Origin of the sequence: Salinivibrio sp. PR5 (genome assembly GCF_001996085.1) — a bacterium.
GTDB lineage: Bacteria > Pseudomonadota > Gammaproteobacteria > Enterobacterales > Vibrionaceae > Salinivibrio > Salinivibrio proteolyticus.
On sequence record NZ_MUFK01000008.1, the window covers coordinates 18,245 to 44,986 of the forward strand.

The 26,742-nt window shown below is 50.1% G+C and carries 24 protein-coding genes and 2 pseudogenes; 14 read left to right on the forward strand and 12 right to left on the reverse strand.

The window, feature by feature from the left end:
• Nucleotides 1–62: 62 nt before the first annotated feature.
• Nucleotides 63–1,376: a methyl-accepting chemotaxis protein gene (locus tag BZG82_RS16665; RefSeq protein ID WP_077481982.1), complete on the reverse strand. Its 1,314-nt coding sequence runs from the start codon at nt 1,374–1,376 to the stop codon at nt 63–65.
• A gap of 291 nt (nt 1,377–1,667) precedes the next feature.
• Between BZG82_RS16665 and ylqF the strand changes: the two genes are divergently transcribed.
• Nucleotides 1,668–2,612, forward strand: a complete 945-nt coding sequence (ylqF, locus tag BZG82_RS05130) for a ribosome biogenesis GTPase YlqF (RefSeq protein WP_077765308.1) — start codon at nt 1,668–1,670, stop codon at nt 2,610–2,612.
• A 98-nt stretch (nt 2,613–2,710) separates the two neighbouring features.
• Here the strand turns inward: ylqF and BZG82_RS05135 are convergent, their stop codons facing one another.
• The gene (locus tag BZG82_RS05135) at nt 2,711–3,562 is read right to left on the reverse strand and encodes an SIS domain-containing protein (protein ID WP_077481978.1); all 852 of its coding nucleotides are present in this window, start codon (nt 3,560–3,562) and stop codon (nt 2,711–2,713) included.
• A gap of 236 nt (nt 3,563–3,798) precedes the next feature.
• Here BZG82_RS05135 and murQ point away from each other — a divergent pair, with 236 nt between their 5' ends.
• The 3 genes and pseudogenes from murQ to BZG82_RS16670 all read left to right on the forward strand — a co-directional run bounded on the left by murQ (nt 3,799) and on the right by BZG82_RS16670 (nt 4,961).
• Nucleotides 3,799–4,701, forward strand: coding sequence for an N-acetylmuramic acid 6-phosphate etherase (gene murQ, locus BZG82_RS05140; protein WP_077765309.1), 903 nt, complete (start codon nt 3,799–3,801; stop codon nt 4,699–4,701).
• A gap of 28 nt (nt 4,702–4,729) precedes the next feature.
• Nucleotides 4,730–4,846, forward strand: a pseudogene (locus BZG82_RS16720) (PTS transporter subunit EIIB); the annotation flags it as partial.
• Nucleotides 4,836–4,961, forward strand: a complete 126-nt coding sequence (locus BZG82_RS16670; protein WP_274532481.1) for a hypothetical protein — start codon at nt 4,836–4,838, stop codon at nt 4,959–4,961. The pseudogene BZG82_RS16720 and the gene BZG82_RS16670, both read left to right, overlap by 11 nt.
• Before the next feature lie 153 nt (nt 4,962–5,114).
• On the opposite strand, the gene BZG82_RS05150 is transcribed toward BZG82_RS16670, so the two are convergent.
• The 3 genes from BZG82_RS05150 to nrdD form a co-directional block, all read right to left on the reverse strand.
• Complete coding sequence (locus BZG82_RS05150; protein WP_077675283.1) at nt 5,115–6,302, reverse strand: amino acid aminotransferase; 1,188 nt, start codon at nt 6,300–6,302, stop codon at nt 5,115–5,117.
• A gap of 74 nt (nt 6,303–6,376) precedes the next feature.
• The gene (gene nrdG / locus BZG82_RS05155; protein WP_077765311.1) at nt 6,377–6,874 is read right to left on the reverse strand and encodes an anaerobic ribonucleoside-triphosphate reductase-activating protein; all 498 of its coding nucleotides are present in this window, start codon (nt 6,872–6,874) and stop codon (nt 6,377–6,379) included.
• A gap of 9 nt (nt 6,875–6,883) precedes the next feature.
• Nucleotides 6,884–9,025, reverse strand: a complete 2,142-nt coding sequence (gene nrdD / locus BZG82_RS05160) for an anaerobic ribonucleoside-triphosphate reductase (protein WP_077765312.1) — start codon at nt 9,023–9,025, stop codon at nt 6,884–6,886.
• A 312-nt stretch (nt 9,026–9,337) separates the two neighbouring features.
• On the opposite strand from nrdD, the gene BZG82_RS05165 reads away from it, so the two are divergent.
• The 4 genes and pseudogenes from BZG82_RS05165 to BZG82_RS05175 all read left to right on the forward strand — a co-directional run bounded on the left by BZG82_RS05165 (nt 9,338) and on the right by BZG82_RS05175 (nt 11,961).
• Nucleotides 9,338–10,243, forward strand: coding sequence for an endonuclease/exonuclease/phosphatase family protein (locus BZG82_RS05165; protein ID WP_077765313.1), 906 nt, complete (start codon nt 9,338–9,340; stop codon nt 10,241–10,243).
• 224 nt (nt 10,244–10,467) lie between these two features.
• A complete protein-coding gene (locus BZG82_RS16675; RefSeq protein WP_269598622.1) occupies nt 10,468–10,593 on the forward strand; it encodes a hypothetical protein in 126 nt (41 codons plus the stop codon).
• Nucleotides 10,594–10,717: 124 nt separating this feature from the next.
• Nucleotides 10,718–11,035, forward strand: coding sequence for a hypothetical protein (locus tag BZG82_RS05170; RefSeq protein ID WP_077765314.1), 318 nt, complete (start codon nt 10,718–10,720; stop codon nt 11,033–11,035).
• Nucleotides 11,036–11,134: 99 nt separating this feature from the next.
• Nucleotides 11,135–11,961: pseudogene (locus BZG82_RS05175) on the forward strand (DUF2797 domain-containing protein).
• A 101-nt stretch (nt 11,962–12,062) separates the two neighbouring features.
• Here BZG82_RS05175 and BZG82_RS05180 read toward each other — a convergent pair.
• Both BZG82_RS05180 and BZG82_RS05185 read right to left on the reverse strand, forming a co-directional pair.
• Complete coding sequence (locus tag BZG82_RS05180; protein WP_069586918.1) at nt 12,063–12,287, reverse strand: DUF3389 family protein; 225 nt, start codon at nt 12,285–12,287, stop codon at nt 12,063–12,065.
• Between the two features lie 5 nt (nt 12,288–12,292).
• On the reverse strand, nt 12,293–12,739 hold the full coding sequence (locus tag BZG82_RS05185; RefSeq protein WP_077765315.1) for a hotdog fold thioesterase: 447 nt from the start codon (nt 12,737–12,739) through the stop codon (nt 12,293–12,295).
• Between the two features lie 171 nt (nt 12,740–12,910).
• On the opposite strand from BZG82_RS05185, the gene BZG82_RS05190 reads away from it, so the two are divergent.
• Nucleotides 12,911–13,705, forward strand: a complete 795-nt coding sequence (locus BZG82_RS05190) for a M48 family metallopeptidase (RefSeq protein ID WP_077479981.1) — start codon at nt 12,911–12,913, stop codon at nt 13,703–13,705.
• Nucleotides 13,706–13,887: 182 nt separating this feature from the next.
• Nucleotides 13,888–15,414 carry a sensor domain-containing diguanylate cyclase gene (locus BZG82_RS05195; RefSeq protein WP_158075976.1) on the forward strand — a complete coding sequence of 509 codons (1,527 nt, stop codon included), beginning with the start codon at nt 13,888–13,890 and terminating at the stop codon, nt 15,412–15,414.
• Nucleotides 15,415–15,420: 6 nt separating this feature from the next.
• Here BZG82_RS05195 and BZG82_RS05200 read toward each other — a convergent pair whose 3' ends face one another.
• From BZG82_RS05200 to BZG82_RS05210, 3 genes are all read right to left on the reverse strand, one after another.
• Nucleotides 15,421–15,882, reverse strand: coding sequence for a PAS domain-containing protein (locus BZG82_RS05200; RefSeq protein ID WP_069586922.1), 462 nt, complete (start codon nt 15,880–15,882; stop codon nt 15,421–15,423).
• Nucleotides 15,883–15,886: 4 nt separating this feature from the next.
• A complete protein-coding gene (locus BZG82_RS05205; protein ID WP_077479979.1) occupies nt 15,887–16,888 on the reverse strand; it encodes a response regulator in 1,002 nt (333 codons plus the stop codon).
• Between the two features lie 105 nt (nt 16,889–16,993).
• Nucleotides 16,994–18,577 (reverse strand): hypothetical protein, encoded by a 1,584-nt coding sequence (locus tag BZG82_RS05210; protein ID WP_077765317.1) that lies wholly within the window; start codon nt 18,575–18,577, stop codon nt 16,994–16,996.
• 268 nt (nt 18,578–18,845) lie between these two features.
• Between BZG82_RS05210 and BZG82_RS05215 the strand changes: the two genes are divergently transcribed.
• Nucleotides 18,846–19,994, forward strand: coding sequence for an acyl-CoA desaturase (locus BZG82_RS05215; protein ID WP_077765318.1), 1,149 nt, complete (start codon nt 18,846–18,848; stop codon nt 19,992–19,994).
• A gap of 93 nt (nt 19,995–20,087) precedes the next feature.
• Here BZG82_RS05215 and BZG82_RS05220 read toward each other — a convergent pair whose 3' ends face one another.
• Nucleotides 20,088–21,062, reverse strand: coding sequence for a CobW family GTP-binding protein (locus tag BZG82_RS05220; protein ID WP_077765319.1), 975 nt, complete (start codon nt 21,060–21,062; stop codon nt 20,088–20,090).
• A gap of 212 nt (nt 21,063–21,274) precedes the next feature.
• On the opposite strand from BZG82_RS05220, the gene BZG82_RS05225 reads away from it, so the two are divergent.
• On the forward strand, nt 21,275–22,663 hold the full coding sequence (locus BZG82_RS05225) for a TldD/PmbA family protein (RefSeq protein ID WP_077765320.1): 1,389 nt from the start codon (nt 21,275–21,277) through the stop codon (nt 22,661–22,663).
• Nucleotides 22,660–24,012 carry a TldD/PmbA family protein gene (locus tag BZG82_RS05230; protein ID WP_077765321.1) on the forward strand — a complete coding sequence of 451 codons (1,353 nt, stop codon included), beginning with the start codon at nt 22,660–22,662 and terminating at the stop codon, nt 24,010–24,012. The genes BZG82_RS05225 and BZG82_RS05230 overlap by 4 nt, the downstream gene beginning before the upstream one ends.
• 34 nt (nt 24,013–24,046) lie before the next feature.
• Here BZG82_RS05230 and BZG82_RS05235 read toward each other — a convergent pair whose 3' ends face one another.
• Nucleotides 24,047–24,952: an alpha/beta hydrolase gene (locus tag BZG82_RS05235; RefSeq protein ID WP_077456900.1), complete on the reverse strand. Its 906-nt coding sequence runs from the start codon at nt 24,950–24,952 to the stop codon at nt 24,047–24,049.
• A gap of 370 nt (nt 24,953–25,322) precedes the next feature.
• Between BZG82_RS05235 and BZG82_RS05240 the strand changes: the two genes are divergently transcribed.
• Nucleotides 25,323–26,714 carry an L-cystine transporter gene (locus tag BZG82_RS05240; RefSeq protein ID WP_069586930.1) on the forward strand — a complete coding sequence of 464 codons (1,392 nt, stop codon included), beginning with the start codon at nt 25,323–25,325 and terminating at the stop codon, nt 26,712–26,714.
• Nucleotides 26,715–26,742: the final 28 nt, after the last annotated feature.

Below are 26,742 nucleotides of genomic sequence, written 5' to 3' on the forward strand. Positions count from 1 at the left end.
GCCGAGCGTGTCTGGCTCAAGCATGTGCAGGGCCAGGCACTGCGGTATTTCTCCTGAGCCTCTTATTGCTGCAGTTGGATCAGCTCTGTCGCCATCGACGAGACAGACTGCGCACCGCGCTCAATTTCTTCCATCGATGCCGCTACCTGCTCGATTTTATCTTTCCCCGTATCTGATGTGCCTTGGGCTTCTTGTATCGATATTCGTATTGCCTCAATATAGCTACGGTTATTTTCAACGACATTAGCAATCTCGCTGGTGGAAGAGCTGGTCCTTTGCGATAGCTGGCGCACCTCATCGGCAACAACAGCAAATCCCCGCCCTTGCTCACCTGCGCGCGCAGCCTCAATCGCTGCGTTCAGTGAGAGTAAATTGGTTTGCTCTGCGATATCACGAATGGTGTGGACGATTTTTTCAATATCAGCAAACTGCGCATTTAACTTTTCAATGCTGACGGTGGCTTGGCCAACCTGCTGTGCAATCAACGCTGATGTCGTGAGCGCTTCTTGCAAATAGTTAAGCCCCTCTTGGCAGACCTGTGCCGTTTGCTCAGACGTACTGCTAGCAATTTCCGATGCTTCCTTAATGGTGCACTGGATCTCTTGCTCTCGCTCAATGCGTTGAGTGACATCGCGCGCAAACTGAATCACATTGATGATATTTCCTTGACCGTCTCGTATCGGGTTATAGCTTCCTTCGACCCAAATAATGTCACCGGTTTTCGAGAGCACGCGATACAGTCCGGATTGAAACTGTCCTTGGGCAAGCTGAGGCCAAAACTGTGGGTAGTCTTCGTTAAAGGTACTTTCGCACAACACACTGTGAGGCTTACCCTGCAATTGGTCAGCCTGATACCCCACTAGCGAGAGAAAATTGCGATTAGCCGTTTTTATCGTTCCATCAATATCGTACTCCACCACCCCTTGTGAGCGATCGAGTGCTTGCATGATTGAACCCGTTTTATCGGCTTCCTGCTTTCGTTGCGTCACATCCGCCGCGATCTTGACGGCACTGATCACCTTTCCTTGTTCATCTCGCACAGGAAAATAGTTCGCTTCGAGCCATAACGTATTCCCCTGCGCATCAATGCGCTCAAAGATGCCGGAGACGTTCTCGCCTTGCTGAACTTTCTGCCACAACAAGCCGTAGTCTGGGTGGTTGGCAACATGAGGCGGACAGAACATTCGGTGATGCTGTCCCTGAATTTGATCCAAGCGATAACCCACTGCACCAAGAAAGTTCTCGTTAGCCCGAATAATTGTGCCATCTGGTTCAAACTCGATGACAGCATTACCGTCCCATATCGCATTGTACTTTTGCTGTAATACCGTGATTTCAGTATCAGTTAGATTCTTATTCTTTTTCCGTCGTAACATAGTCGCTTTCTCTCTTAGCAAAATGGCTAACCAGAAAATGAGCGCTGTTCTACATCACTTGGCACAACCGCCCACACAAACACATTTAGTCTAGCAAAGCTTTCACAGCTGACCTTTTTTGTATTTATTTGCATACATAAAACGGCGATACGCCTCCGCAACGGCTTTCTACTCCTGCTTTTGGATCAAAAAGTGATAGGATGAAGAGTTAATATGACTGTCACTCGAAAACGTATAAAAGATAAAACGCTGCCCGCGAGTGACTGCGGATGATAAAAGGCAATTTTTCAAATGGTTAACAATAAGATTCAATGGTTTCCGGGCCATATGCACAAGGCGCGGAAAGAAATCGAAGAAGTCGTTCCTAAGATCGATGTGATCATCGAAGTACTCGACGCACGCATTCCCTTTAGTAGCGAGAACCCGCTGATCCGCACGCTGCGTGGCGATAAGCCTGTTATCAAAGTATTGAACAAGCGCGATCTTGCCGATCCTGCCATGACAGATATGTGGATGGCACATCTGGAGCAAGAGCAAGGCGTTTCTGCTATGGCCATCACCACGCAGCAGCAAAGTGAAGTCAATCGAATCATGGAGCGTTGCCGCGCGCTTGCTCCTCATCGCGAGGCCATGGGCAAAAATATTCGCTCGATGATCATGGGGATCCCCAATGTAGGGAAATCAACCATCATTAACAGCCTTGCCGGCCGGGTGATAGCAAAAACCGGTAACCAACCCGCTGTGACGCGCCAGCAGCAACGAATTAACTTGCAAAATGGCGTAGTGCTTTCGGATACACYGGGAATTCTATGGCCAAAAGTAGAGAATCCACATAGCGGTTTTCGCCTCGCGGCAACCGGCGCCGTCAAAGACACGGCAATGGACTACGACGAAGTGGCGTTTTACACCGTCGAGTACCTAGCCAGCGCCTATCCAGAACGTCTGCAAGAGCGTTATCAGCTAGACGATTTACCCGAAACTGAAATCGAGTTGATGGAGGCGATTGGGGCGAAACGCGGTTGTTTGCGTGCTGGCGGGCGGGTCGATATTCATAAAGCATCAGAAATTCTGCTTCACGACCTCCGCGCCGGCGCGCTGGGTGGCATCACCCTAGAAGCGCCCGATATGATTGAAACTGAATTAGTGCAAGTGGAAGAAGAAACCGCACGCCGCGAGGCAGAAAAAGCGGCGAACAAAGAAGCACGGCGTAAGCGCTATTTAAAGAATAAACGCTAAGCACTATCCCGCATCTACCTGTCTGGGTGCCAGAGCATCCGCACACAATAAGGCCTGATTGCATCGGGCCTTTTTAATCACGCGTCCCTTTAAGCTCATCACGATAAGATCTGTTTGATATCGGATGAAATATCACTGATCAATTGCCGAGCGCTCTCATCTCTTTGTTGCACCAAACTGATAAACAGTAAATCTGTGATCACATTTTGCGCCGTGCGGGACGCGATCGACGAACTGCGATGTTTGGTTTCGTCGGCAATGGTATCGAACGTAATGTCTGCGATGTGTCTGATACGACTTCGGCCGGGTCCTAATAAGGCGATCACCTTGGCACCTTGTTCTTTAGCCGCCTCCGTGGCGACTAAAATCTCTTTTCGCTCCCCCGAAAATGAAATGACAATTTGCACGTCATCCACCCCCAATGTGCGCGCGACGGCAATTTGTACATGACTGTCTTGTTCACACAGCGCCGTGATCCCTAGTTTCAATAATTTAAAACTCAGATCTTTCGCAGTCAGCGCCGAGCTGCCAATCCCCACCACTTGTACCCGACGTGCTCCATTAAGCCACGCTACCGCTTGATGACAGGCTTCATAAGAAAGGGCATTGGTAGTTTGAAACATGGCCTCCGTTTTCGCTTTGACTAACTTTTGGGAAATCACCGTCATCGGATCATCAGCTAAGATGTCACTGTGCATCGGTGTCGATTGCATCACTTGCTTACGGCCAATCTCTTCATTCAGCGCCAACTTGAACTCACTGTATCCTTTGTAACCCATTTTTTGGCTGAATTTCACAATGCTCGATTGACTCACCCCCACCTGCTTAGCCAGCGCTTGGCTCGTTAGCTGCGCCGCTTTCTCTGGATGCGCGACAACCCAATCGCCAATCAGGCACCCGCGCTGCGACAATTGTGTCCGCCGAGCCAAAATTTTATTGATAATTGACATAACGCCTCAACGCCATAAATAAATTATTCCAATATTGGAATTACATCGAATATCCCTAAATTGCTGAAAAAGCATCATTCACCTGCATATTAAGCGCCATTTACCCCAAGTATTATCGACATTATTCCAGAATAACCGTGTATAAAGAATAACCATAACAGTGATTTTGATCACTATATTGGAATATTTTATTCCATAGAATCGCCGTCAAATAACAGCTGATGTGAGAACAAAGCATGACAATTGATTTAAGCGGATGGGTCACAGAAAGCCGCAACCCAGCCAGTGCAGAGATAGACACACTTTCAACGGTCGAAATGCTGCAAGTGATCAACGATGAAGACCAAAAAGTGGCGCTTGCGGTGAAAGCCGTCTTGCCACAAATTGCGCAAGTGGTGGATGCAATTACGCATGCATTTGCACACGGCGGACGCTTAATCTACATGGGTGCGGGAACATCTGGCCGCTTGGGCATCTTGGATGCCAGCGAATGTCCTCCCACCTATGGCACACATCCGGATCAAGTCATTGGGCTTATCGCGGGTGGCCATCAAGCTATTTTAAAGGCGGTGGAAAACGCTGAAGATAACGAGCAACTAGGCCAAGACGATTTACGCTCACTCAACCTAACCGATAAAGATGTGGTTGTCGGCATTGCGGCGAGCGGTCGTACACCCTATGTACTCGGCGGATTAGCCTATGCGAAAACCATTGGCGCCATGACAGCATCGATTGCTTGTAATCCTCATTGCCAAATGGCTGAGTCGGCAGATGTTGCCATTCTGCCCATCGTGGGGCCTGAAGTCGTCACCGGCTCTTCGCGCATGAAAGCCGGTACCGCGCAAAAGCTCGTCCTCAATATGTTGACATCTGGAGCAATGATCCGCAGCGGTAAAGTGTTTGGTAACCTGATGGTTGATGTTGAAGCCACTAACGCCAAACTGATCCAACGCCAAATCAATATTGTGGTGGAGGCAACCGGCGCCTCAAAAGCGGTGGCTGAACAGGCCCTCTGCGCATGCGATCGTCATTGCAAAACCGCCATCTTGATGATTTTGGCCGATTTGGATGCCGAGCAAGCAAAAACTCGCCTCACCGAGCACAACGGTTTTATTCGTGCAGCCCTCCATCGTGATTAACTATTTTTAGCTCCAGAGGATCGCCCCCATGGCCAAAATCACTGCCAATACCGTCGCGCAACTGCTATCCGCCGTTGGAGGGAGCAGCAATATCAGTCAATGTGGCAACTGTATGACAAGACTACGGTTATCCCTTGCCAATAACAGATAGCGGCATTTTCCCGGGCATGCTGATCTTTGTTGCCGGACTGCTTATCGCTTATGTGGTTGGCTTTCTCGCGACATACTTCTTTGGCTGTAAAGATGTCGATTTAAGCTAGTTCATTATCCCCCATCCACATGAACCAGCTTGCGCCCTTGTCTTCTCAAGGGCGCACCTTTTTCTACATCCGCATGCGCGTTTTACACTGACAAAAAAGAGGGCCTAGCAATATGCGCTAAAAGCCCTCTTCCGTTATACAACCCGCGCTAAATTAAGAACGCGTTACGTCCACCAGCGCATCGGCCAGTGTATCAATATGGCGCTCCGCTAAGCCGGCAATATTGATACGGCTATCTCCAACCGCATACACGCCATGCTTATCACGCAGTTGATTGACTTGCTCTGTGCTCAATCCCAAGACAGAAAACATCCCGCGGTGCTGTTGAATAAAGTCAAAGTAGCCATCACCGGTTCGATCGCGTAAAGCTGCCGTTAGGCCCTCACGCAGGCGGTTAATGCGCGTGTTCATCGCTTCGATTTCTTCGCGCCACTGCTTCGTGAGGGCGTCGTCGGTGAGGATGGTTTCGACGATCGCCGCCCCATGATCCGGTGGCATGGTGTAGGTGCTACGCGCCAGCTGCAAAATACGTCCTTTGGCATTTTGCGCTTCTTTGGCTGATTTACCCACTACAATGGCAGCACCGGTACGCTCACGATACAGGCCAAAGCTTTTCGAGCAAGAGGTAGCAATCAGCATCTCTTCAACATTATCGGCTAACACACGTAGGCCACGCGCATCTTCATCTACGCCATCTCCAAACCCTTGATACGCAATATCAACAAACGGAGTAAAGCCATTGCGATTAGCCAGATCAGTGATTGCTTCCCACTCTTTCAGGCTAATGTCCGCTCCCGTTGGATTATGACAACAGCCATGCAGTAACACCACGTCGTCAGCGCCGGCTTGAGACAATGCATTCAGCATGGCATCGGTATCCACCATCTTGGTGTCTCGATTGAAATACGGGTAGAACTTGACCGTTAGGCCTGCCGCTTCCATGACAGGTTTGTGGTTCACATAGCTTGGGTCAGTAAGCCATACCGTGGTCACCGGCTTGGCGAGATGCATCAAGTCAGCCAGCATCCGCAACGCACCGCTCGCACCCGGGGTTTGTACTGCGGCACAGCGATGGTAAGCATCCGTACCCTTCAGCAGTAGATCAACCATGGCTTGGTTGAAGTTTTCATTGCCAGCAAGGCCAACATAGGCTTTGGTTTGCTGGCTTTGCGCCAATGATTGCTGCGCGGTTTTAACCGCTTGCATAATCGGTGTTTGCCCGTGACTGTCACGATATACACCAATGCCCAAATCCATTTTGTGCTCACGAGGATCGTCACGAAATGCCAATGACAAAGAGAGGATCGGATCCTGCTGGGCAGGCGAGAGCAGATCTAACATAGTATTACGTCCTTTTAGGCTTGGATGCTCAAGATACGTAATACCCTACCCCATGCGGGAAAATTGGCAACCTCTCAGCGCTGATTCTCTTGCCACTGCTGGGCTCGCTCGGACAAAAAGTGTACGCATTGGTTGTCACTCCCTCGCCAGACCAAGTTAGGATCGGCGCGAGATTGTATAAACTTCCCATCAATCAGCACATCAACGTAAGCCAATATTGCTTGTTGTTCCGGCGAGAGATCCGCCAAGGTATAACCACTCCATAGCCAAACATCCTTGTCTGGTGCGTGCTTGCCCACCTTTTGTAACAATAATTTTACACTGGTGAGATTGGCAGGATGCAGGGGGTCACCACCACTCAGTGATAAGCCACGCCTTGGAACACGCGTATCCGTGAGATCGCGCATGATTTGCTCACACATTAAATCCGTGAATGGATGGCCGCTGGTAAGCGACCATGTTGATTTATTGTAACAGCCACGACACTGATGCTCACAACCCGAGACAAACAATGTGCACCGTGTGCCGGGACCATTCACGACATCAATAGGAATGTACTTGTGGTAGTTCACGCCCCTCTCCTACATGTGTTTGACGCGACGAATCACTTCTTGTTGTTTACCCGGATTAAATGGCCGCGTATCAGGACTGCCCAAGTAACCGCAGACACGGCGCGTGACCGATACTTTGGCGGGATCATGGTTGCCGCATGCAGGGCAGGTAAACCCTTTACTGGTGCAATCAAATTCCCCTGTGAATCCACACTCGTAACACTCATCAATAGGCGTATTGGTCCCATAGTAAGGCACACGTGTGTAGCTATAGTCCCAAACATTTTCGAGCGCTTCGGTGTTATGCTGCATGTTGGGGTACTCGCCATAACAAATAAATCCGCCGTTTGCCAAGCGTGGATAATCCATTTCAAAATCAATCTTATCGTAGGGCGTCACCTGCTTTTCCACGTCTAAGTGGAAACTGTTGGTGTAATAGCCTTTATCTGTGACCCCTTCAATCATTCCAAAGGCTTTGGTATCGAGTTGGCAAAAACGACTGCACAGGTTTTCACTCGGTGTGCTGTACAAACTAAAGCCGTAGCCCGTTTCTTCTTTCCAGCGCTCCGTCGCATCATGTAAATACGCGACTATTGCCTTGGCTTTTTTCTGTTTAATCACGCTGTCGTAGAGATGAGGTTCACTGCCGTATAGAGCATTGATGGTCTCATGCAATCCGATATACCCTAAGGAGACAGATGCGCGACCGTTTTTAAAAATCTCGCTCACGTCATCATCCGCATTAAGACGTACGCCACAGGCCCCTTCCATGTACAAAATCGGCGCAACACGGGCCTTCACCCCTTTAAAACGTGCAATACGGGTATCCAAGGCTTGGCGGGCAATATTAAGCGTGGCATCTAGGCGCGCAAAGAATGTCTCTTCATCGCCTTCAGCCTCAATCGCCAATCGCGGTAAATTAACACTGACCACCCCCAAGTTATTGCGTCCCTCGTGGACCCACTCACCATTTTCTTGATAGGCGCTTAAAAAGCTGCGGCATCCCATGGGTGTTTTAAAAGAACCGGTTACCTGAACGACTTGCTCATAGTTGAGAATATCGGGATACATGCGTTTGGACGCACACTCCAACGCAAGCTGTTTGATGTCGTAATTCGGATCTGAAGGATGACGGTTGAGCCCTTCGCGAATACAAAACACAAGTTTAGGGAAAACCGCCGTTTTGCGATTTTCGCCCAAGCCCGCAATACGATTGGCAAGGATGGCTCGTTGCACCGCACGGGCGGCCCAGCTTTGTCCGAGTCCGAAGCCAAAGGTTACAAATGGCGTCTGCCCGTTGGCGGTATGCAAGGTGTTCACTTCATACTCCAACGACTGAAACGCATCAAAGCACTCTTTTTCGGTACGTGCCATAGCGTATTGATCCGCCTTGGCAATGGACCAGGTTTGCGCCACTTTTAGGTGTTTGTGATAGCTGGCTTCGACATAGGGTGCCAACACTTCATCGATGCGATTGATCGTGGTACCACCATAAATATGACTGGCCACCTGCGCGATGATTTGTGCCGTTACCGCGGTTGCAGTCGAGATGGACTTTGGCGGCGCAATTTCCGCATTACCCATCTTAAAGCCTTTTTGCAACATGCCCGCCAAGTCAATCAACATACAGTTAAACATCGGGAAGAAAGGCGCATAATCGAGATCGTGATAATGGATTTCTCCCGATTCATGCGCACGTACCACCGCACTGGGTAGCATATGTTGTTTGGCATAGTGCTTGGCGACAATACCAGCCAGCAGATCCCGCTGAGTTGGGATCACTTTGCTATCTTTATTGGCATTTTCGTGCAACAGCTCGGTGTTCGTTTGTCCCACCAAGCCTTGCACTTCGTGATTCAATCGGCCACGGCGTTCACGCGCAATATCGCGATCGTGACGATACTCAATGTAGGCACGTGCAACCGCTTTATGCGGCCCAGACATCAGCGCATCTTCCACGGCATATTGAATGTGGTCGATATCCACTTCTTTCTCGCCAGCGAACTGGGTTGCGATCTTATCGGCCAATGATCGAATCGCCTGATCCGATAACGAACACGAACGCGTCCCCTGCGCACGCTGTGCCGATTCTCGCGCACAAGTTACCGCTTGAACAATCCGGTCAGCATCAAATGAGACGCGTGTTCCGTCGCGCTTTATTACCGCTGGCATATGCCCTCCATCACCATATATTGGATTTAAAACTAGCAAACAACACAAGATGTGGCATTTAATAGCAAGTGGGGTCGCCATTGTGTTGATACAGATCATCGAAGTTTCGAATAGAGAAATTCGGAGGAATAAACGCGTACAAGGTCATCAATGTTGTGATGAATTGTTGTGACTTTTGTTAGTTAAAATCAAACCTTGTCCGCATTTTGTGGGTTCGATCAAATGTGACTTACAGGCTTCAAGTAAGATCACAGTTATGAAGTCATCATTGAGGTTTACGCCACTGTGATCCGGCGGTTTGGAATCGTAGTGATGCTTTGGGCGGTAACGTGCCCGAGCTTTGCGCTGACGATAGCAACATGGAACTTTGAATGGTTAACCCTAAAAGGCGATCAACGCGCTGGAGATCGTGGTGACGAAGACTACCATCAACTCGCCTCGGTTTTTGAACAGCTCTCGCCGGACGTGCTCGCGTTTCAAGAAGTCGATAGTCCGGCGGCACTCGCACGGGTTGTACCCAGCGATCAATACACTTATTACTTTTCTGACCGCTACCCCGCGCTGCGCGATAAACCCAATAGTCAACAACTGACTGGCATTGCGGTACGCAATGGATGGACCGTTTCGGATCCAAAAGATCTTCGCGCGATCGCGTTACCCAGCTTTTTTGGTGTCCCAGCGCTACGCTACGCCACCTACGTGATTATTACGCCCCCTGACCAAGCGCCGTTTCATATGCTGTCTGTCCATCTGAAATCAGGTTGTTTTCATCAATCACAAGGCACCCGAAGCTGCGATAAACTTAACAAGCAGATGCGCGTGTTAGCCGATTGGGTGAGTGATCGTCATCATGCGGGCGAACACGTCGTGGTCGCGGGCGATTTTAATCGCTACATTGGTGAGAGCGATGATGCCGTTTGGCGAGACTTTCAGACTCGTCTGGTTGAAAAGTCCCCCACACCGCCCCATTTAATAAACGTCACCGAGTCTGTCCGAGCACGCTGTAAGGCAAGACGGTACAACCATCGAACCCAATCGTGGAATCAAGTTATGTATAACCGCTTGGTGGATCACATCTTAGTCAGTGAACCTTTAGCCAAGCAGTGGCAATATAGCTACCAGCATCACTTTGATTACCACACCGTGATGCGTTACCGCTTAAGTGACCATTGTCCCGTCGTGGCTCAATTCACTCAGCCAGCAGCTTCGCAACGCTAACTCAAAGCGCATAGTCGCTTTGGTTAACTTGTCACAATACTGACATCGAGCCGCCATAGACTGAATACACTGATGGCAATCAACCATCTAAATCGTTTAATGTGGGCAGTTGGCAAAAAGGTCCTGACTGTCATCTGGCATCCTGAGTCAGCTAACTGCCATGTGCAAACTAAAAGGGGAAACCGCTGAGCCTTGAAAACAGGCGCAGCACAAGGAGAACCATCATGGATACATTACAACAGCACGTGATCCCAACCGATGACGATCTGCTTGCCGACCATCTCGGCAATGCTACCGGCTTCGAGGAAGACGACGTATTTGGCGATGATGTAGAAGATGCATCCCGCTAACGGATACCATTGCCTCATTCGTCACCAGTAAATAACGAATTTTTCAGTTTTAACGCAGTGCTGACAACGTTCCAGCCGCCATTTTGCTAGGTTGTCAGCAAATCCACCGACTTAACGATGCGTCATGAAAAAAATCCTCTCGATGTCCATGCTTTTTGCTTCAATCCTGTCTTTCAATGCATTTGCTGCGCCGGAATTGATTGCCAAATCCACCCTCGATTTTGGGGATTTTGAGAAGACCGCCAATATCGAGATCCAAGGAAACATTCAAGAAGATGTGCTGCGTTTAGCAGAGCGTGGCGTTCAAGATCAAGACGCAGACTATTTCGTGATTGAACAAATTAACGAAGACACACAAGAAGAAGTGTTAGTCGTCTCGGTTAGCCTGTACCGTGAACATGCCACCGACAACAAACAAATGGTTGAAGACCGCCTCGGCTAACGATTAGCCAAACACAGGCGAGTAGCTGCTGGCCTGTGTTTTCCCACCTGACGTCCGTGCACGCCATTTGCTACACTTGCCGCTCTTAATAAAACTAGAATGAGCAATGTCGTGATTGGAACCTTAGATAAGATGCGCACAGAAGCCGGCGCAGAGGTACAGTACTTTCTGCGTGTCGGTGGCGAAGAGCTGCATCTCAACCCTCTCCTTGGACAAACCCTAACCCTGACCCACACTGGCAATATCTTTTGCGATGCGTGTGGACGAAAAACAAAAAGAGTTACTCGCAAGGCCATTGTTATCCGTGCATGAAAAAGCTCGCCCGCTGCGACATGTGTATTATGAAACCTGAAACCTGCCACTATGCACAAGGGACGTGTCGCGAGCCAGAATGGGGAGAGCAGTTCTGCATGACAGACCACATCGTCTATCTGGCCAACACGTCTGGGTTAAAAGTCGGGATTACTCGCGCTAACCAAATGCCAACCCGCTGGCACGATCAAGGCGCCACACAGGCTCTTCCGCTGTTTCGGGTAAAAACACGCCATATTTCTGGGCTGGTTGAAGTCGCCATTGCACAACATGTCGCGGATAAAACCAATTGGCGCGCGATCTTAAAGGGCGACAATGGTCAGCTCGATCTCCACGCCGAAGCGGCGCGACTTACTCAAGCGATTGAATCGGAGCTCGCGGATATTCGTCTACAGTTCGGTAGCGATGCGGTTCAGCCCGCCGAGCTGGATGCATTGAGCTTTAGTTACCCTGTCACTAAGCACCCTACCAAGATCAGTTCGCATAACTTTGATAAACACCCTGAAGTCAGTGGTGTGTTACAAGGGATCAAAGGTCAGTATCTGATCTTTGATACAGGCGTGATCAATGTGCGCAAGTTTACCAGCTACGAGGTCAGCGCGTCGCACAGTTAATCACGCGTCCAATCCGCGACACTGTGCAAGTGATGATTAACGCTTGCACAGTGTGCCTTTCTCACGACCTCCAGAGGAAGATGCCGTTCATTTCAGTCAGATTATTGCGGTTGAATACCGGTAATATCTGAGATCAACGCAATATGTTGGGCACTTAACGGCAGTGACCAACGAACATCGCCAGCATCAGCCACCAACACATTGGCATCCGCAATCATCTGTAACGAATCAGATTGAACCTGCATACTCAATTTCATTGCGGGCAATTTGATCACCACTTCATGCGCGGTCACGATTAGCTTACCGTGTTCGATATCAACCACCATCTCCCTCAATCCTCCAACGATTTATCGGCGCGTTTATCGGTGAGTACCGCCATCGTAAGTCGGCTTACACACACGTCTCGACCTCGTTCATCGTGAATAGTGATATTCCACACCTGGGTGGTTGCCCCAAGATGTACAGGACTTGCCACGCCAGTCACTGTCCCTTTTCGCATCGCACGCAAGTGATTGGCATTGATATCTAACCCAACACAATACTTACCTTCGGGCACACACATGTTTGCCGCCAACGATCCCAGCGTTTCTGCGAGCACCACAGACGCGCCACCATGCAACATGCCTAAAGGTTGATGGGTATGGGGAGCCACAGGCATAGTCCCAGTGAGGCTCGATTCATCAAATGCCGTATACTCTATGCCCAAATGAGCAACCAAGGTATTACTCGAAGAAGCATTCAAAGCCTCCAATGACATCGCTTTTTTCCAAATGCTCACACTTTGCCTCTATTTTTCATCGTCGCTATGGATGTTTGTCATACTGTTGGGTGGGATCAAGCTACATGTCATGAAAGCCCGATATTGAAAACGGCGTCTAGTTGATTACTATACGTTAGTTTTTTCAGTAGCTTGTCATCATCAACGAGTATAACCATAAAGGGAGCCCCCATGCTACGCATCGCAAAAACCGTGTTTTTGTCAGCAAGCCTCACGATATTGCTCTCAGCATGCGCACACTCTCCCACCGGGCGCAATCAACTATTACTGTTTTCCGGCGACCAAATGGCCAACCTTGGTCAACGCTCTTTCGAAGAGATGAAACAATCTCAGCCGATTAGTTCCGACCAAGCCATCAATGCCTATGTACAATGTGTCACCGATGCTATTTTGGCCGTCGTGCCCCCACAGGCAGATTTCTCCGAATGGGAAGTAGTCGTATTTGATAGCGAGCAAGTCAATGCCTTTGCACTACCGGGGGGCAAAGTGGGCGTTTATACGGGTTTACTCAATGTGGCAGATACCCCGGATCAACTCGCGGCAGTGATTGGACATGAAATCGGACATGTACTGGCTGACCACAGCAACGAGCGCCTATCTCGCTCTCAACTCGCCACGCTGGGACTCACCATCACAGGTATGTCAATGTCTGACAGCCCATACGCTGCGATGGCTATGGCCGGTTTAGGGCTTGGCGTGCAAGTAGGGATTTTACTGCCCTACAATCGTGCGCAGGAGTCTGAATCTGACAAAATTGGCTTACAGCTCATGCATCAAGCTGGCTTTGACCCGAGTGCGAGTGTCGCCTTATGGCAAAACATGGCCGAAGCCTCAGAGGGTGCGCCACCAGAGTTACTCTCGACCCACCCATCGCCTGACACTCGTATTCAAGCGCTAGAAAAAGGCGTGAAGGCGCTTCCTAAAGTGCCTCATCGTTTAAAACCGCACTGTGAAAAGCCCAGTTAGCATTATCAATAAAAACATTTTCTTAACATGTTGAAGAGTGTCACACTCTGCTTCAAATCACGGTGATGCAAAGGATTTCAGCGGCATTAGGTTACATTTGTCACACAACAAATTAACCTATATGTTACGCTTAAAATTTAGACCACGCGCTGTGAGCACCACTTGTGATGAAGCAGTTGTTGATGTTTCTGTTAAGCGTCTTGCTTGTGCCGATAGCCTTTGCCACGCCACAGAGTCAAGTCGACCCATTTGATCAGATGTTTGAAAAGAATACGCTGGTAATGATGTTGATCGTGCCAGAAAGTGGTGAGATTGTAGCTGCTAACCCTGCCGCGAGTCGATTTTATGGCTATTCAATTGATAAACTAACGCAGATGAACATTGGTGATATCAATGATTTATCACCAGAAGCTATTGCTGAAGAGCGCAAACTCGCCAAACTGGARAACCGAAACTATTTTGTTTTTCGCCATCGTACGGCGGACGGCTCCTCCCGAACCGTAGAAGTCTCGTCGGTGCCTATCGACTATCAGGGGGCAAGATTACTCTTCTCAATTATCGCCGATATTAGCGATTTCCGCGCCACGCAAGAGTCCCTCTGGCATTATCAGAACCGACTTGAAAAGATGGTCGCAACACAAACCGAGCAAATCGAAAAGCAAAAAGACCATCAACTCGTCATTACCTCGCTGATCATTTTTTTACTAGGGGCTGGACTTGCTGTCATGTGGTTGGTGCTGAGCAAATCCAGACGGACTGAGTATGAGCTTAAGCTCGAACGACGTCGCCTCGATGAAATTATTCGCGGCACCCATGTGGGCACGTGGGAATGGCATATTCCCTCTGGGGAGCTGGTCATCAATGAGCGTTGGGCCGAAATCTTGGGTTACCAGAAAGAGGAGCTTACCCCAGCTTCTTTTGAAACTTGGAAAAAGCTCTGTCATAGCGACGATTTCAGCCGCGCATCGAAAGAGATAGAAGCAGCGTTCAGTGACCATGATCCCTTTTATGAGTGTGAATTCCGCATGCTACATAAGGATGGGTTTTGGGTATGGGTATTGGCGAAGGGCAAGATTATGGAGTGGGACCGAAACCGCCAGCCGCTGCGGATGGCCGGCACCCATCAAGACATCAATGAGACCAAACGTCTATATCTTCAGTTCGAGCATATGGCGCATACCGACACTTTAACCGGTGCCTTGAACCGTGTTGCGTTTAAACAACGCGCCGATGTCGTCATGGCTCAAGCTCGTCAGCAAAGCGCTCACTTTGCGCTTTTGTTTATCGATCTTGATGGCTTTAAGAAAATAAATGATACCTACGGCCATGATGCGGGAGACTGTGTGCTCATTGAAACCACCAAACGAATGGGACATAGTATCCGTAATTCCGACACACTAGCACGGCTCGGTGGGGATGAATTTGCGGTCATTCTCGAGTACACCAGTCAGCCAGACGATGCAGCGCGCGTGGCAACCAAAATTATTGCCAGCCTAGATAAACCCTTTGACGTAGGGGACGGGCAACAGGCACGACTCTCTGCCAGTATTGGCATTGCTTGCTATCCTGAACATGGGGAGTCTGTCGAACAACTGCTCAATTGCTCTGACGCTGCGATGTATTACGCCAAAAAGTCGCTATCTGGTGGCACCTACGCGTTCTGCGAGCCAGAACACCTATCATCGTCACCACACGACGATCAAAACTAAGCGAGGTTACGACGACGCAGTCCGAGTCGGTGCGGTAGCTCGGGGCGTTTGACTTGCTAACGCTTCATTGGTCACATCTTGAATCGAAATAAACATATGATTCACCTCACCGCGTGTATTGGCCATGGGGTGCATAGTGACGTTTTGATACATAAAGGGAAGCTGACCGGTAATCGGACGCACGTGACGGCAACGAAACAAGTAAGGGCGCTGCTGCCAGACAATAAAGCTGCGGCAGCGTAACTCAAACACAGGCTGTGATTTGGCGCGAAACCAAGGCTCGTTGATTTCCGGAAACACCTCGAATAAGGTGCGATTTTGCACATCCTTAGCGTGTTTGCCGCTGTGGTGAACCATAAAGCCGTTCCACATCTGAATTTGGAAATCTTTGTCTAACACAATCAATCCCATATCGATGTGTTGCACCATATCGAGCATCCAATGGAATTGATCAAAATCTTCTGTCATCGCCTTACTCCTCGTCCATCAGATAAGCCAGCTTCGCATCCAACAAAGGTAGCGATTCATCCAGTAATAACAGCAATAGATCGCACTTAATCTCAGTGCCATCGATCTGGTAGCTCACTTCAATGGTCACCGTGCGTTTCCAAGAGCCTTTCATCGCAGCTATCAAATGATCTGCCTCTACATGTTGTCCCATTAATGCCGGATAGCTTTGCGAAAACTCGAGCGCAGCTTGCTCACCGAGCCCTCGCAAAAAGGCACTAATCAAGATATTGCTAATATCGACCAACAGCTCGAGTTCATTATCGAGCGAGCCATCATCGGGATAATCCAGCAAGTCGATCATGTCACTGATACTGGAATCGCTGATCAGCATTAAAGCTTCACCAGCAATCCCTTCGCCACTAAAACCTTGGCAAACGCCGTTCATGGTGTCTGACTGTGCCAAGTGGCGAATGGTCATGGTCAATTCAGTCACCTCAAACACATTAACCTGCGGCAGGGGCATGTGAACAAACACGCCACAATGACGCGCGAGTTTATCTGCCGCCTGCCCCATAGCAATGTTGACCACTTCCATATAAATATCACGCCGGCTCAGCTTCTCCTTCGGTGCATGGGAGCGCTCCGTTTCCGAGGCGGTTGCGGTGGGCAGATAGGCTTTAATCAATGCCTCAACGCGCTCGCGGCTAATGGGCTTTTTAACAAAGTCTTTCGCGCCCCGTTCAAGCACTTGCTGCTGAGCGAGCGGTTGAATATCCCCAGACACCACCACGACGGGGACTGTCATCCCGGCAGATTGCATTGCTTCAAGGGTTTGATAACCATCCAATTCCGGCATGGTTAAATCAAGGAACATAATATCGATCGACTGACTGTTTAAAACATCTAAAGCCACCTTGCCATTCTCGGCAAAGTGCACCTCAGCATCTAAATCTTTGGGTAAGGTTCGCGCGAGCTGCTTACGCGCCAGTGCGGAATCATCAGTGATCAGAATTTGTGTGGTCAAAAGCCTCTCCTTGTCGACTTCTTAACTGAGAGTGTGGCTGGGTCAACACAGTAAGCATAAACCAAGATGAACAGGGATGAGGGCAAACCTGTCAAAATACTGTCTTTATCGGTCACTGGTTTGAGTTTCAGCTAAGTCACAGAGTGCTTGAAGACGATCCGCGCGACTGATCAAATGAGGGTGTTGTAAGTACAAATGATGTAGGCAGACCAAGCAAAGCTGAACACAATCGTTCACCTTTTCGCTGATCGTTTCTGGGTCTTCAAAAAACTCGCCCGTCAGCAACGCCTGCCAATCCTCTGCGAGTGCACTAATCATAGAAATATCTAACGGCGCATTCACAAGATGACGCGCCGCGGGTTCAACACGCGCCATGTCATCACTGGCAGCAAAAATATTTCGCAACGCAATAATCGCATCCACCAGCGCCCCTTGCGTGTTGGGACGTTTTGCCGCGGCATATAAGCGGGACATGGCTAAACGAATGCCGCTCGAATCCGTATCATCGACCAACATGCTCCACCGCTCGATGTCCACCAAATCGAGTTCACCTATCGCGATAGGGTCACTGGTTTCGGCCACTGAGCCAAAATCTTGCCGACGGTTATCCAGCGAAAAAGGATCAATGCGCCAGACCCACTCGGGTGCGACAAAGGGTTTGTATTCTGTGAGGTAGCAAAGCGCCATACACAAAGTGATGTTGAGCTCCGTGGTTTGCTGATCGGTATTAGCATCCATCACTTCATCTGGCCAATCGTCATCTTCGAGGAAGTCACCAAAGTTGATCGCAAACGCATAGCCCGACTCCAACATAAAACCGTTATTGCGTCGTTTGGCCATTAACCCCGGCGCTTGAAGTACGTATTCAGCAATGCTTGGCGTATAACGGCGAATGCTTCCCCATTTAGTATCCAATTCCGCTAAGTTGGTGAGTGCCGCATTACGAAATCCAACAAACATCGGAATATGTGCCACTTCGCCATCGGCAAGACTGCGGGCGATATCCAACATTTCTTGTACAGTGCTGACAAAGCGATCCGCAGAGACTATCCCGCGGATCCGCATCAAGTCATAACTGTTGATTAAAATCGATACCGGCAAGCTCGCCAAACTCACTACACCACGATGCCCGGTTGCATCTTTGTAGTCACCGAACGTTTGCTGAGGATCATTACCTATGGCGTCAAACAAGCGCTCGAGGGACGGATCGGCCAAAATACGCTTTTGCACAATCTTACTGATTGGAAACTGTTCGATAGCAGCCGTTAAGTAACCTGCCCCACGATAGAAAAGATGAGGACGGTGACCCGCTTTGATCAAAAAGAGTGGATAGAGCTCACCGGCAAGCTGACAAAAGGCACTGATAAGCGGATCAACGCTATTAACACGCGTTGCCAACTCTCCACCTTGTTGTGCGCGCCACACATTGAAAATATGACGACCATTTTGCATCACATGGGGCAGACGATAGAAGAAAGATTGCTCGCTCTCCCCCTGCTCCACCGCAGACACACGTAGCTGTCGACACAGCTCGACATATTGGTTGAGTGTGTCGCGCTGTGTGCGGCTTAGCCCCAATTTTTGCATCAAAATCAGTCGGCCTTCCGCCTCTGTGACATTGAGAATGTAGCTCACCACCCGGTGACCCATGGTTTTCACAAAGTGCGGAATAGCCGGATAGGACATCATGCTTATCCGCCTATTTTTAATCGAAAAATCAATCCAGTTTTTATCACCGTTATCGGCAGAAAACGGCAACTCTTCACCGTGACTATCGTTAACATCGTACTCGTCACATCGTCTCGTGAAAGCTAAGTATAGCTATCTCAACAAGTAACGGACGAAGGACAAAAACAGAAACAATTTTGTGACGACTCAATGCGGGGAATGCTTGACCAAGCTGTAGCACGCATCTATTCTAGCGTACAAGTGTACGCTTAAATAAAGATAACGAGTTATGGATACCAAGGCTTCAACCTCTCCCCCTCAGAAACCACGCTTAATCTGGTTAAACATTAGCGTGTTTACCCTCACTTTTTTGATTGCCGCAATTGGTACGCCATTGTGGGCATGGCATCATGGTTTTGATTGGATGCAGATCACCGCGCTGATTGTCGCATTCAGCTTTTGTGGCTTGTCGATCACCGCCGGCTATCACAGGTTGTGGGCCCACAAAACCTATCAAGCCCATCCGGCTTTGCGCTTTATCTTCGCCATTGGTGGGGCATTTGCGCTGCAAAACAGTGCGCTTCATTGGTCGTCAGATCACCGCATTCACCACCGCCATGTCGATGACAACGATGTTGATCCTTACTCGGCCAAGCGCGGCTTTTGGTTCTCACACCTTGGTTGGATGCTGCGCGAATACCATCCCAACCGCTATGGCGATTACAACAACTGCCGCGATCTGCAAAAAGATAAGATCGTGATGTGGCAACACAAGCACTACCTTGCGCTGACACTGGCCACCAACTTTGGCTTCCCTATCGCGTTTGGTTTGCTCCATGGCGATCTTTGGGGCGCTATCTTACTGGTCGGCTTTACTCGATTGGTGCTAAGCCACCACACCACCTTTTTCATTAACTCGTTGGCGCATGTGTGGGGCAGCCAGCCTTATACCGATAAAAACACCGCGCGGGATAATGGCGTGCTTGCCTTGATGACCTTTGGCGAGGGCTACCACAACTTCCACCATATTTTTGAGAACGACTACCGCAACGGCATTCGCTGGTGGCAGTTTGATCCCACTAAATGGCTGATCAAAACCGCATCTTGGTTGGGTCTGGCGGAAAAACTGCGCGTGACCCCCGAAGAGAAGATTGAAAAGGCGCGTGCGACCATGCAATTGCAGCGCGTCACACAACAGCTTAGTGACAAGCCACACGCTTCGCATCGTCTGCAAATCCTGCAACAAGAGTATGATGCTTTGGTCGCCAAAATGGCGGACTACTACACGCTGAAAAAACAGCTGTTAGCGCTCGAGCGTGACAAGCTGCGCGAAAAAGTCGAGAACGCCGAGCTAACCCAGCAATACAAAGATTTAAAGGTGCGTTTTCAGCAACAAAAACGTAGCTGGCAGGTGCTCACCGCCAAATACGCCAGCTAGCCGCGACGAACAAGCGACACAAGACAAACCGGCCACTTGGGCCGGTTTTTTATCGGATAAGAACGCGCCGCTGGCAAGATCTGTGTATGCCAGTTAGTTAGACGGGGTAAGGAAAGAAAGCAGGATCGACTCTAGCTCATCCCAAGGTAAGACGTCGGTATCGATCACTTCGATGCGCGACTCGGCCTGTTCAATCGACATAGGCGTCACGGTAACCACCTGATTAGCGACGTTAAACGCGTAAAAACCCTCGTCTGTATTGACCACCGCTTTAATCCGTTGAGCGTTGATGTTGCTCAATAGACCGTACAAGGCATCAAACGGAAAACAACAGTGCGCGGCAAACAACCAACCGCAGCTGACATAGCCCTGCCCTTGGTTTTCTTTGCGGGTAAAGGTATCGTCCGGGCCCAGAGCGAGTGTGGTCATGGGCTCGGCATCGTTGTGGTGGTGATGATAGTGCGCTTGACGAGCGTGACGCGGTAATGCAAGCCACGCGGTATCGAGCGCCCCTTGTTCAACACCGGTTACCAAGCTTTTCTCGCCATCAAACGCGGCGACATAATCATAAAAGGTGGCGATTTGCGCCTCGCTACACTGGTCAAGCTTATTGGCCACCACCACATCCGCGAGCGCGATTTGATCATGAAAGTTTTGATTTTCACGATAGCGCACATCATCAATACAACGCGGATCCACCAAAGTAATGGTCGCGCCCAGCGACAAAGAAGTATCGAAAGGTGGCTGAGTCAGCTTACCGATAATATCTTTGGGATGACCGAGTCCCGTCGGCTCAATCAAAATTCGATCCGGCTTCTCGGCAAGCAAGGTATTTAGCCCCACCGTCATGGGTAGGCCGGCCACACAACACATGCATCCTCCCGGCACTTCCTTTACCAACGCACCTTGTTCAGAGAGGATAGCGCCATCGACACCCACCTCACCAAACTCGTTCACCAAGATAGCCCAACGTTCATGCTCGGGTTTATTCGCTAATAAATGACGAATCGCCGTGGTTTTCCCCACGCCAAGAAACCCAGTGATAATGTTGGCTGCGATCTGACTCATGATTCTATCCGCTCGTTACTTGTATCGGCGTAGTGTAACGGATTGCGCCATACTCGTCGCCTTTTGGTCACGCGCATTGAAAGTGTCCATTTTCAGCTCAATGAATGACACAAAAAGTGATGAAATATCATGCACTCACTGCAAGTGGTGATCATTACCAATAAAAGCTTGGTAGAATGAAAGGTTCGCTAACACACTTCTTAGGAGGAAGTATGCTGAATCCATCAACGGCAAAGTCGGTGATTGACCATGCCCTGTTTTTAGGCGCGGATTTCGCCGAACTCTTTGTCGAACGCCATCACTCAGGCAACGTAGAGCTGTTGTCTGGTGAGGTGGATAAAGTGAGCTCAGGGATTGATTTTGGTATTGGTATCCGGTTGTTTTTCGGCCACAAAGTGCTTTATGGCTACACCAACAGCCGCGATGAAGAACAATTGAAAAAAGTCACCAGCTTGCTATGCGCGCGTGATAAGCGCGATCAAATCACCACCGCTGGTCCACTTAATTTGTCCCATTTAAATGACAAACATCCGGTGTCTGAGCCGTTATCGGCAGATCAACATGTGGCCGATAAGGTAGCGTTCTTACGCCAAGTGGATGCGCGTATTCGTGCCGAAAGCGATAAGATCGCACAAATTATTGGTCGTGTCGGCCAACGCGAGCAACAGGTCGAAATATTTAACTCTCATGGCCTGCATGTCACAGATACCCGCCACTACACGCGTATTGCCGCTACAGCGGTCGCCACTAACGGTGAGGAACAGTCAACGGGCTTTGATGCCCCTGGCGCGCTCACAGGCTGGGAATTCCACCAGGATATCGATCCAGTCGAACTAGGCGAGCGTGTGGCACGACAAGCGCTGATTAAACTCGGTGCCCAAGCCTGCCCATCGGGCGAAATGCCTGTAGTGATTGGCAACGGTTTTGGTGGGGTAATTTTCCACGAAGCCTGTGGCCACTTGTTAGAAACCACCTCGGTTGCTAAGCAAGCTTCCGTCTTCCATGACCAAATGGGCGAAATGATTGCAAGCCCTGTGGTGAGCGCGGTGGACGATGGCACCTTGGCGAATGCATGGGGCTCAATCAATATCGATGATGAAGGCATGGAAACCCAGCATACCCAGTTGATCAAAGACGGTAAGCTCACCTCCTTTATGGTCGATCACATGGGCAGCCTGAAAACCGGTTATGCGCGCACCGGCTCTGGCCGACGTGAGTCTTATAAATTCGCACCGACCTCGCGGATGCGAAACACCTTTATTGAGCCCGGTAACGACAGCTTAGACGCCATGATTGGCTCCATGGAGCGTGGCATCTACGCCAAGAAGATGGGGGGCGGCTCAGTACAACCCGGCACCGGCGAGTTTAACTTTGCGGTCCAAGAAGCTTACTTGGTCGAAGACGGTAAGACCACCGTGCCACTCAAGTCTGCCACCTTAATCAGTACGGGGCCTAAGGTGCTTAAAGAAATCAGCATGGTCGGCAAAGATCTTGCCCTTGCCGCCGGTATGTGTGGCTCGGTGAGCGGCGCTGTCCCCACCACCGTGGGCCAACCTGCATTGAAAGTCGATAATATCCTAGTAGGAGGCGGTAACGCATGAGTGAGCAAATCATTAAAGCAACCCTAAGCGATGCCGTCGATCAGGTCCTCAGCTTGGTGAAACAGCAAGGTGCGCAAGCAGACGTGATTGCCAACGCCAGCGAAAGCTTGTCACTCAAAGCCGACCAAGGCGATCTCTCCGAGCACAAAGTCACCGCCGGTCAAGTGATCGGCGTGCGGGTGGTCAAAGGGGATCAAGTCGCCACCAGCTATTCAGAATCGCTAGATAGCGACAGCCTTGCCAGCATGGTGAACGCCGCACTCACCAACGCAAGCTTTACCAAGGCCGACCCGGATCAGCAAATTCGCGCTGAAGGGCAGCACATTGATCAACAAGATCCTTGCTTACTGCAAGCAGATAACACCCCGATTGAAGACAAGATCGCGTTGGCGCTCGCCCTTGAGCAAGATGTGGTCAGCCAACCCCGCGCAACGGGGGCGCCCTACAATGGGTACAGTGAGCAAACCCAATATCAGTTGCTTGCCAATACCTTAGGCACACGCTGCTATCACAGCGAACGTAGCTTTAGTTGCTACACCGCCGCACTGCTCAATCACGACGGTAAGCAAGCGATGCATCTCGGCGCGTCAGTGTCACGCCGCTTTGCTGATCTAGATCTCGCCCATGCGACCCAACTGGCCTACCAAACCGCTGACGCCTTGCTCGAGGGTGGCCCAGTGAAAACCGGTTCGTATCCGGTGATTTTTGAGCATGATTGTCTCAGCGAATTGCTGGGCGCCTTTGGCAGCTGCTTCTCCGGCGATGCCGCCAAGCGCGGGACTAACCCTTGGCGTGAAAAAGTCGGCAAGCCCGTTGCAGATAGTGCGCTTACCATCACCGATGTAGCAAGGCTTGATGGCGGGATGCGTATTAAAGCCTTTGATAGCGAAGGCTTTGCCACCACCGACACGCCTTTGATTGAAAACGGCGTCTTAGTCGGCTTTTTACACAACAGCGCCACAGCACAGCATTTTGGTGTTCCCCATACGGCGAACGCGGGCCGCAGTCCCAAGGGCGGCTTGGATGTCACCTCTCGTCATGATGTGATTGCCGCAGGTAAACATAGTGATGCAGACGTGCATGCGGGTGAATATCTTGAGTTGGTGTCACTGCAAGGGGTGCATTCAGGCGCGAATGCCATCAGTGGCGACTTCTCTTTCGGTGCAAGTGGGTTTGTTTGCCGAGATGGCAAACGCGTTCGTCCGGTTCGCGGGATAACGGTGGCTGGTAACTTCTATACCATGCTCAATGAGATAGAGGCGATCGGCAATACCGTGTTACCCAACTATGATGGCGCCTTCTTTGCGCCACGCATCCGCTTCGCCCGCTTATCCATCGCGGGTGAATAACATCGCATCTTCTAAAGGCAATAAAGGCATCGGTTTAGGCTGATGCCTTTTTATTCTCAGTTTGTGCTTCTACGCTTTGTACCGCTGGATTCATCTTTGCCGCCAAATCGGTAAATGCCTGCAAGGCGACGTCACTGGTAAGAATACGCCCATGCCCTAACCCTTCGGTAGCTAGCACAGTCACATGTGGATAGTCAGTGGCTTTTTCAGTGACGGTAAAGGAAGCAAAACGGTCGTTTTTATCGTGGGCAATAACCACCGGATGACGGCGACGTGACAATTTTTCGAGCGGCTCAATGGTCTCGATCGGATAACCATGTTGATCACCCACTTCTCGGACAATTTCATCAAACAGCTTCAGTGAATACCCCGATTTTCGGACTGTGGCATATAAATTCTCGCGATAATTCAGCACAGGTGCGACCAAAAAGAGCGGTAAATCATCCATCTGCGGATGCTGGCTCTCTAGTACCGCGGCAGCGCCCATACTATGTGCAATGATCCCAGAGACATTATCAACTTGATCTAATACATCATTGATCGCCTGCACAAAGCCGGGAATATGGCTCTCCTCTCCACCGCTTTGACCGTGGGCAGGATGGTCAAATGCCACCGCACGAAAGCCCAGTGACGCGATATGCGCCATGAGTGGAAAGAACTGGCTGGCAGACCCCGACCAACCGTGCGTCAGCAACCAAGTTGGCCCAGCGCCAAGGCTATACATTTGCAACACCCCTTCTTGGCTTTGTACTTGCGCGCGCACCAAGCCTTCCGGTTCTGGGTTTGCCATTGGACTGCGGGTGGGAGTGAGAAAGAGCTTACGTGCCACTTTTTTAGCATGACGAGGCGCCAAGCGATGATGACAACGGCTTACCGCTCCCACGAGCGCGCGTTTAGCGCTAAAACGACCCGGCGTTGAAAAATAGACTTTTCTGCTCATTTGCGATCCTTTACATCAATAACACACCACTCCTAATGTTTGCTACACCAATCATCACGGCGTCTGGGGATTAACACACGTCGCCACCTTACCGGAAGCCTTGTCGTATTAATAGAACGAACACCCGTTTTAAAATAGGTTGACCTAATGCATGCTTTCTATTGGACACTATACCATCAATAGTCGCGCAATCGTTGCTCCATATTCGATTTAGTTTTAACAAGTGCTTTTTTTATCTAATTGCACTGTGACATATGTCTTCATTATGTGCACCAGTCGGCATAAGATGCGAGGCAATATCGATCCATTAGCGACATCCGCGGGATCTCACGCTCAAATTATTATAATTCTCTAGATTGGAACGCCGACTATGACAGTTATCCTTTTAAATCTGATCGCTTTTGCGCTGTTGCTGGCGGTGCTTGTCAAATTGCACAAGCAACAAAAATCCTTATCCACACGTGTGTTTACAGGCCTCGGCTTAGGGGTCGCATTTGGTGCTGCCCTACAAGCGCTATACGGCGCCGACGGTGCAATCACACGCGAAACCATTGGCTACATCAATATCGTCGGGTCCGGCTACGTCAGCCTGCTTAAAATGATCATCATGCCGCTGATCACCGTGTCAATTATCGGCGCGATTTTAAAAGTGAAAGACTCTGGCTCGCTGGGTAAAATCTCTAGCCTAAACATCGGCATCTTGCTTGCCACGACCGCCGCCTCTGCGCTCATTGGTGTATTCGTGAGCAACCTGTTCGGTTTATCTGCGCAAGACATCGTACAAGGGGCGCGTGAGATGGCGCGCGGTGCTGCTCTGGAGCAACGCTTGGGCTCAGTCGAAGACTTATCACTGGCGGATATGGTTATCTCTTTCTTCCCGCAAAACCCGTTTGCAGATCTCGCCGGCAGCCGCCCGACGTCAACCATCGCTGTGGTGATTTTCTCTGCACTCGTTGGTATGGCTGGTGTCACCTTGTCGCGCACTCAGCCTGAACTCGGCGAGCGTTTTGAGCGCTTTATGGAAGTGGCACAAGAGCTTGTTCGCGCCTTGGTACGTATGATCATCGGCCTCACGCCTTATGGTATTTTGGCTCTAATGACCAAAGTGGTAGCTGGCTCAAACGTGAGCGAAATTCTTGAGCTGGCGAACTTTGTGGTTGCCTCTTATGTAGGCTTGGGTGCCATTTTGGTGATGCATCTGGTATTGATTGGCTTAGTCGGCATGAGCCCGATTCAATATCTGAAAAAAGTGCTCCCTGTACTGACGTTTGCCTTTACGTCTCGTTCAAGTGCGGCCACGATTCCTCTTAATATCGACTCGCAAATGAAGAACTTGGGCAATGATCCGGCCAGCGCCAACTTCTCCGCCTCATTCGGCGCCACCATGGGTCAAAATGGTTGTGCCGGCCTGTATCCAGCCATGCTAGCGGTCATGATTGCGCCAACCATTGGCATTAACCCACTCGATCCGGGCTTTATTGCTACCTTGGTTGCGATTGTCACTGTGAGCTCATTCGGCATTGCGGGTGTAGGCGGTGGCGCCACCTTTGCGGCACTGATCGTGCTCTCAGCATTGGATATGCCTGTTGCGCTTGCTGGCTTGCTCATTTCTATCGAACCCTTGATTGATATGGGCCGTACCGCTGTGAATGTGAGTGGCTCAATGACGGCCGGTACCCTCACCTCGCGTTTAACCGGTGGCCAAGATAAAAGTGTTTTCGATCACCATGAAGTGGTAAAGCAAGACACGGCTAACGCCTAACGTTACACAACCTTGATTGAGACAATGC

Excerpts from the sequence above, each read along its gene's own strand:
- BZG82_RS16665 (WP_077481982.1), bottom strand. The coding sequence starts at position 1,376 with ATGTTACGACGGAAAAAGAATAAGAATCTAACTGATACTGAAATCACG.
- BZG82_RS05135 (WP_077481978.1), bottom strand. The coding sequence starts at position 3,562 with ATGTCAATTATCAATAAAATTTTGGCTCGGCGGACACAATTGTCGCAG.
- murQ (WP_077765309.1), top strand. The coding sequence starts at position 3,799 with ATGACAATTGATTTAAGCGGATGGGTCACAGAAAGCCGCAACCCAGCC.
- BZG82_RS05150 (WP_077675283.1), bottom strand. The coding sequence starts at position 6,302 with ATGTTAGATCTGCTCTCGCCTGCCCAGCAGGATCCGATCCTCTCTTTG.
- nrdD (WP_077765312.1), bottom strand. The coding sequence starts at position 9,025 with ATGCCAGCGGTAATAAAGCGCGACGGAACACGCGTCTCATTTGATGCT.
- BZG82_RS05165 (WP_077765313.1), top strand. The coding sequence starts at position 9,338 with ATGCTTTGGGCGGTAACGTGCCCGAGCTTTGCGCTGACGATAGCAACA.
- BZG82_RS16675 (WP_269598622.1), top strand. The coding sequence starts at position 10,468 with ATGGATACATTACAACAGCACGTGATCCCAACCGATGACGATCTGCTT.
- BZG82_RS05170 (WP_077765314.1), top strand. The coding sequence starts at position 10,718 with ATGAAAAAAATCCTCTCGATGTCCATGCTTTTTGCTTCAATCCTGTCT.
- BZG82_RS05180 (WP_069586918.1), bottom strand. The coding sequence starts at position 12,287 with ATGGTGGTTGATATCGAACACGGTAAGCTAATCGTGACCGCGCATGAA.
- BZG82_RS05190 (WP_077479981.1), top strand. The coding sequence starts at position 12,911 with ATGCTACGCATCGCAAAAACCGTGTTTTTGTCAGCAAGCCTCACGATA.
- BZG82_RS05200 (WP_069586922.1), bottom strand. The coding sequence starts at position 15,882 with ATGACAGAAGATTTTGATCAATTCCATTGGATGCTCGATATGGTGCAA.
- BZG82_RS05210 (WP_077765317.1), bottom strand. The coding sequence starts at position 18,577 with ATGATGTCCTATCCGGCTATTCCGCACTTTGTGAAAACCATGGGTCAC.
- BZG82_RS05215 (WP_077765318.1), top strand. The coding sequence starts at position 18,846 with ATGGATACCAAGGCTTCAACCTCTCCCCCTCAGAAACCACGCTTAATC.
- BZG82_RS05220 (WP_077765319.1), bottom strand. The coding sequence starts at position 21,062 with ATGAGTCAGATCGCAGCCAACATTATCACTGGGTTTCTTGGCGTGGGG.
- BZG82_RS05225 (WP_077765320.1), top strand. The coding sequence starts at position 21,275 with ATGCTGAATCCATCAACGGCAAAGTCGGTGATTGACCATGCCCTGTTT.
- BZG82_RS05230 (WP_077765321.1), top strand. The coding sequence starts at position 22,660 with ATGAGTGAGCAAATCATTAAAGCAACCCTAAGCGATGCCGTCGATCAG.
- BZG82_RS05235 (WP_077456900.1), bottom strand. The coding sequence starts at position 24,952 with ATGAGCAGAAAAGTCTATTTTTCAACGCCGGGTCGTTTTAGCGCTAAA.
- BZG82_RS05240 (WP_069586930.1), top strand. The coding sequence starts at position 25,323 with ATGACAGTTATCCTTTTAAATCTGATCGCTTTTGCGCTGTTGCTGGCG.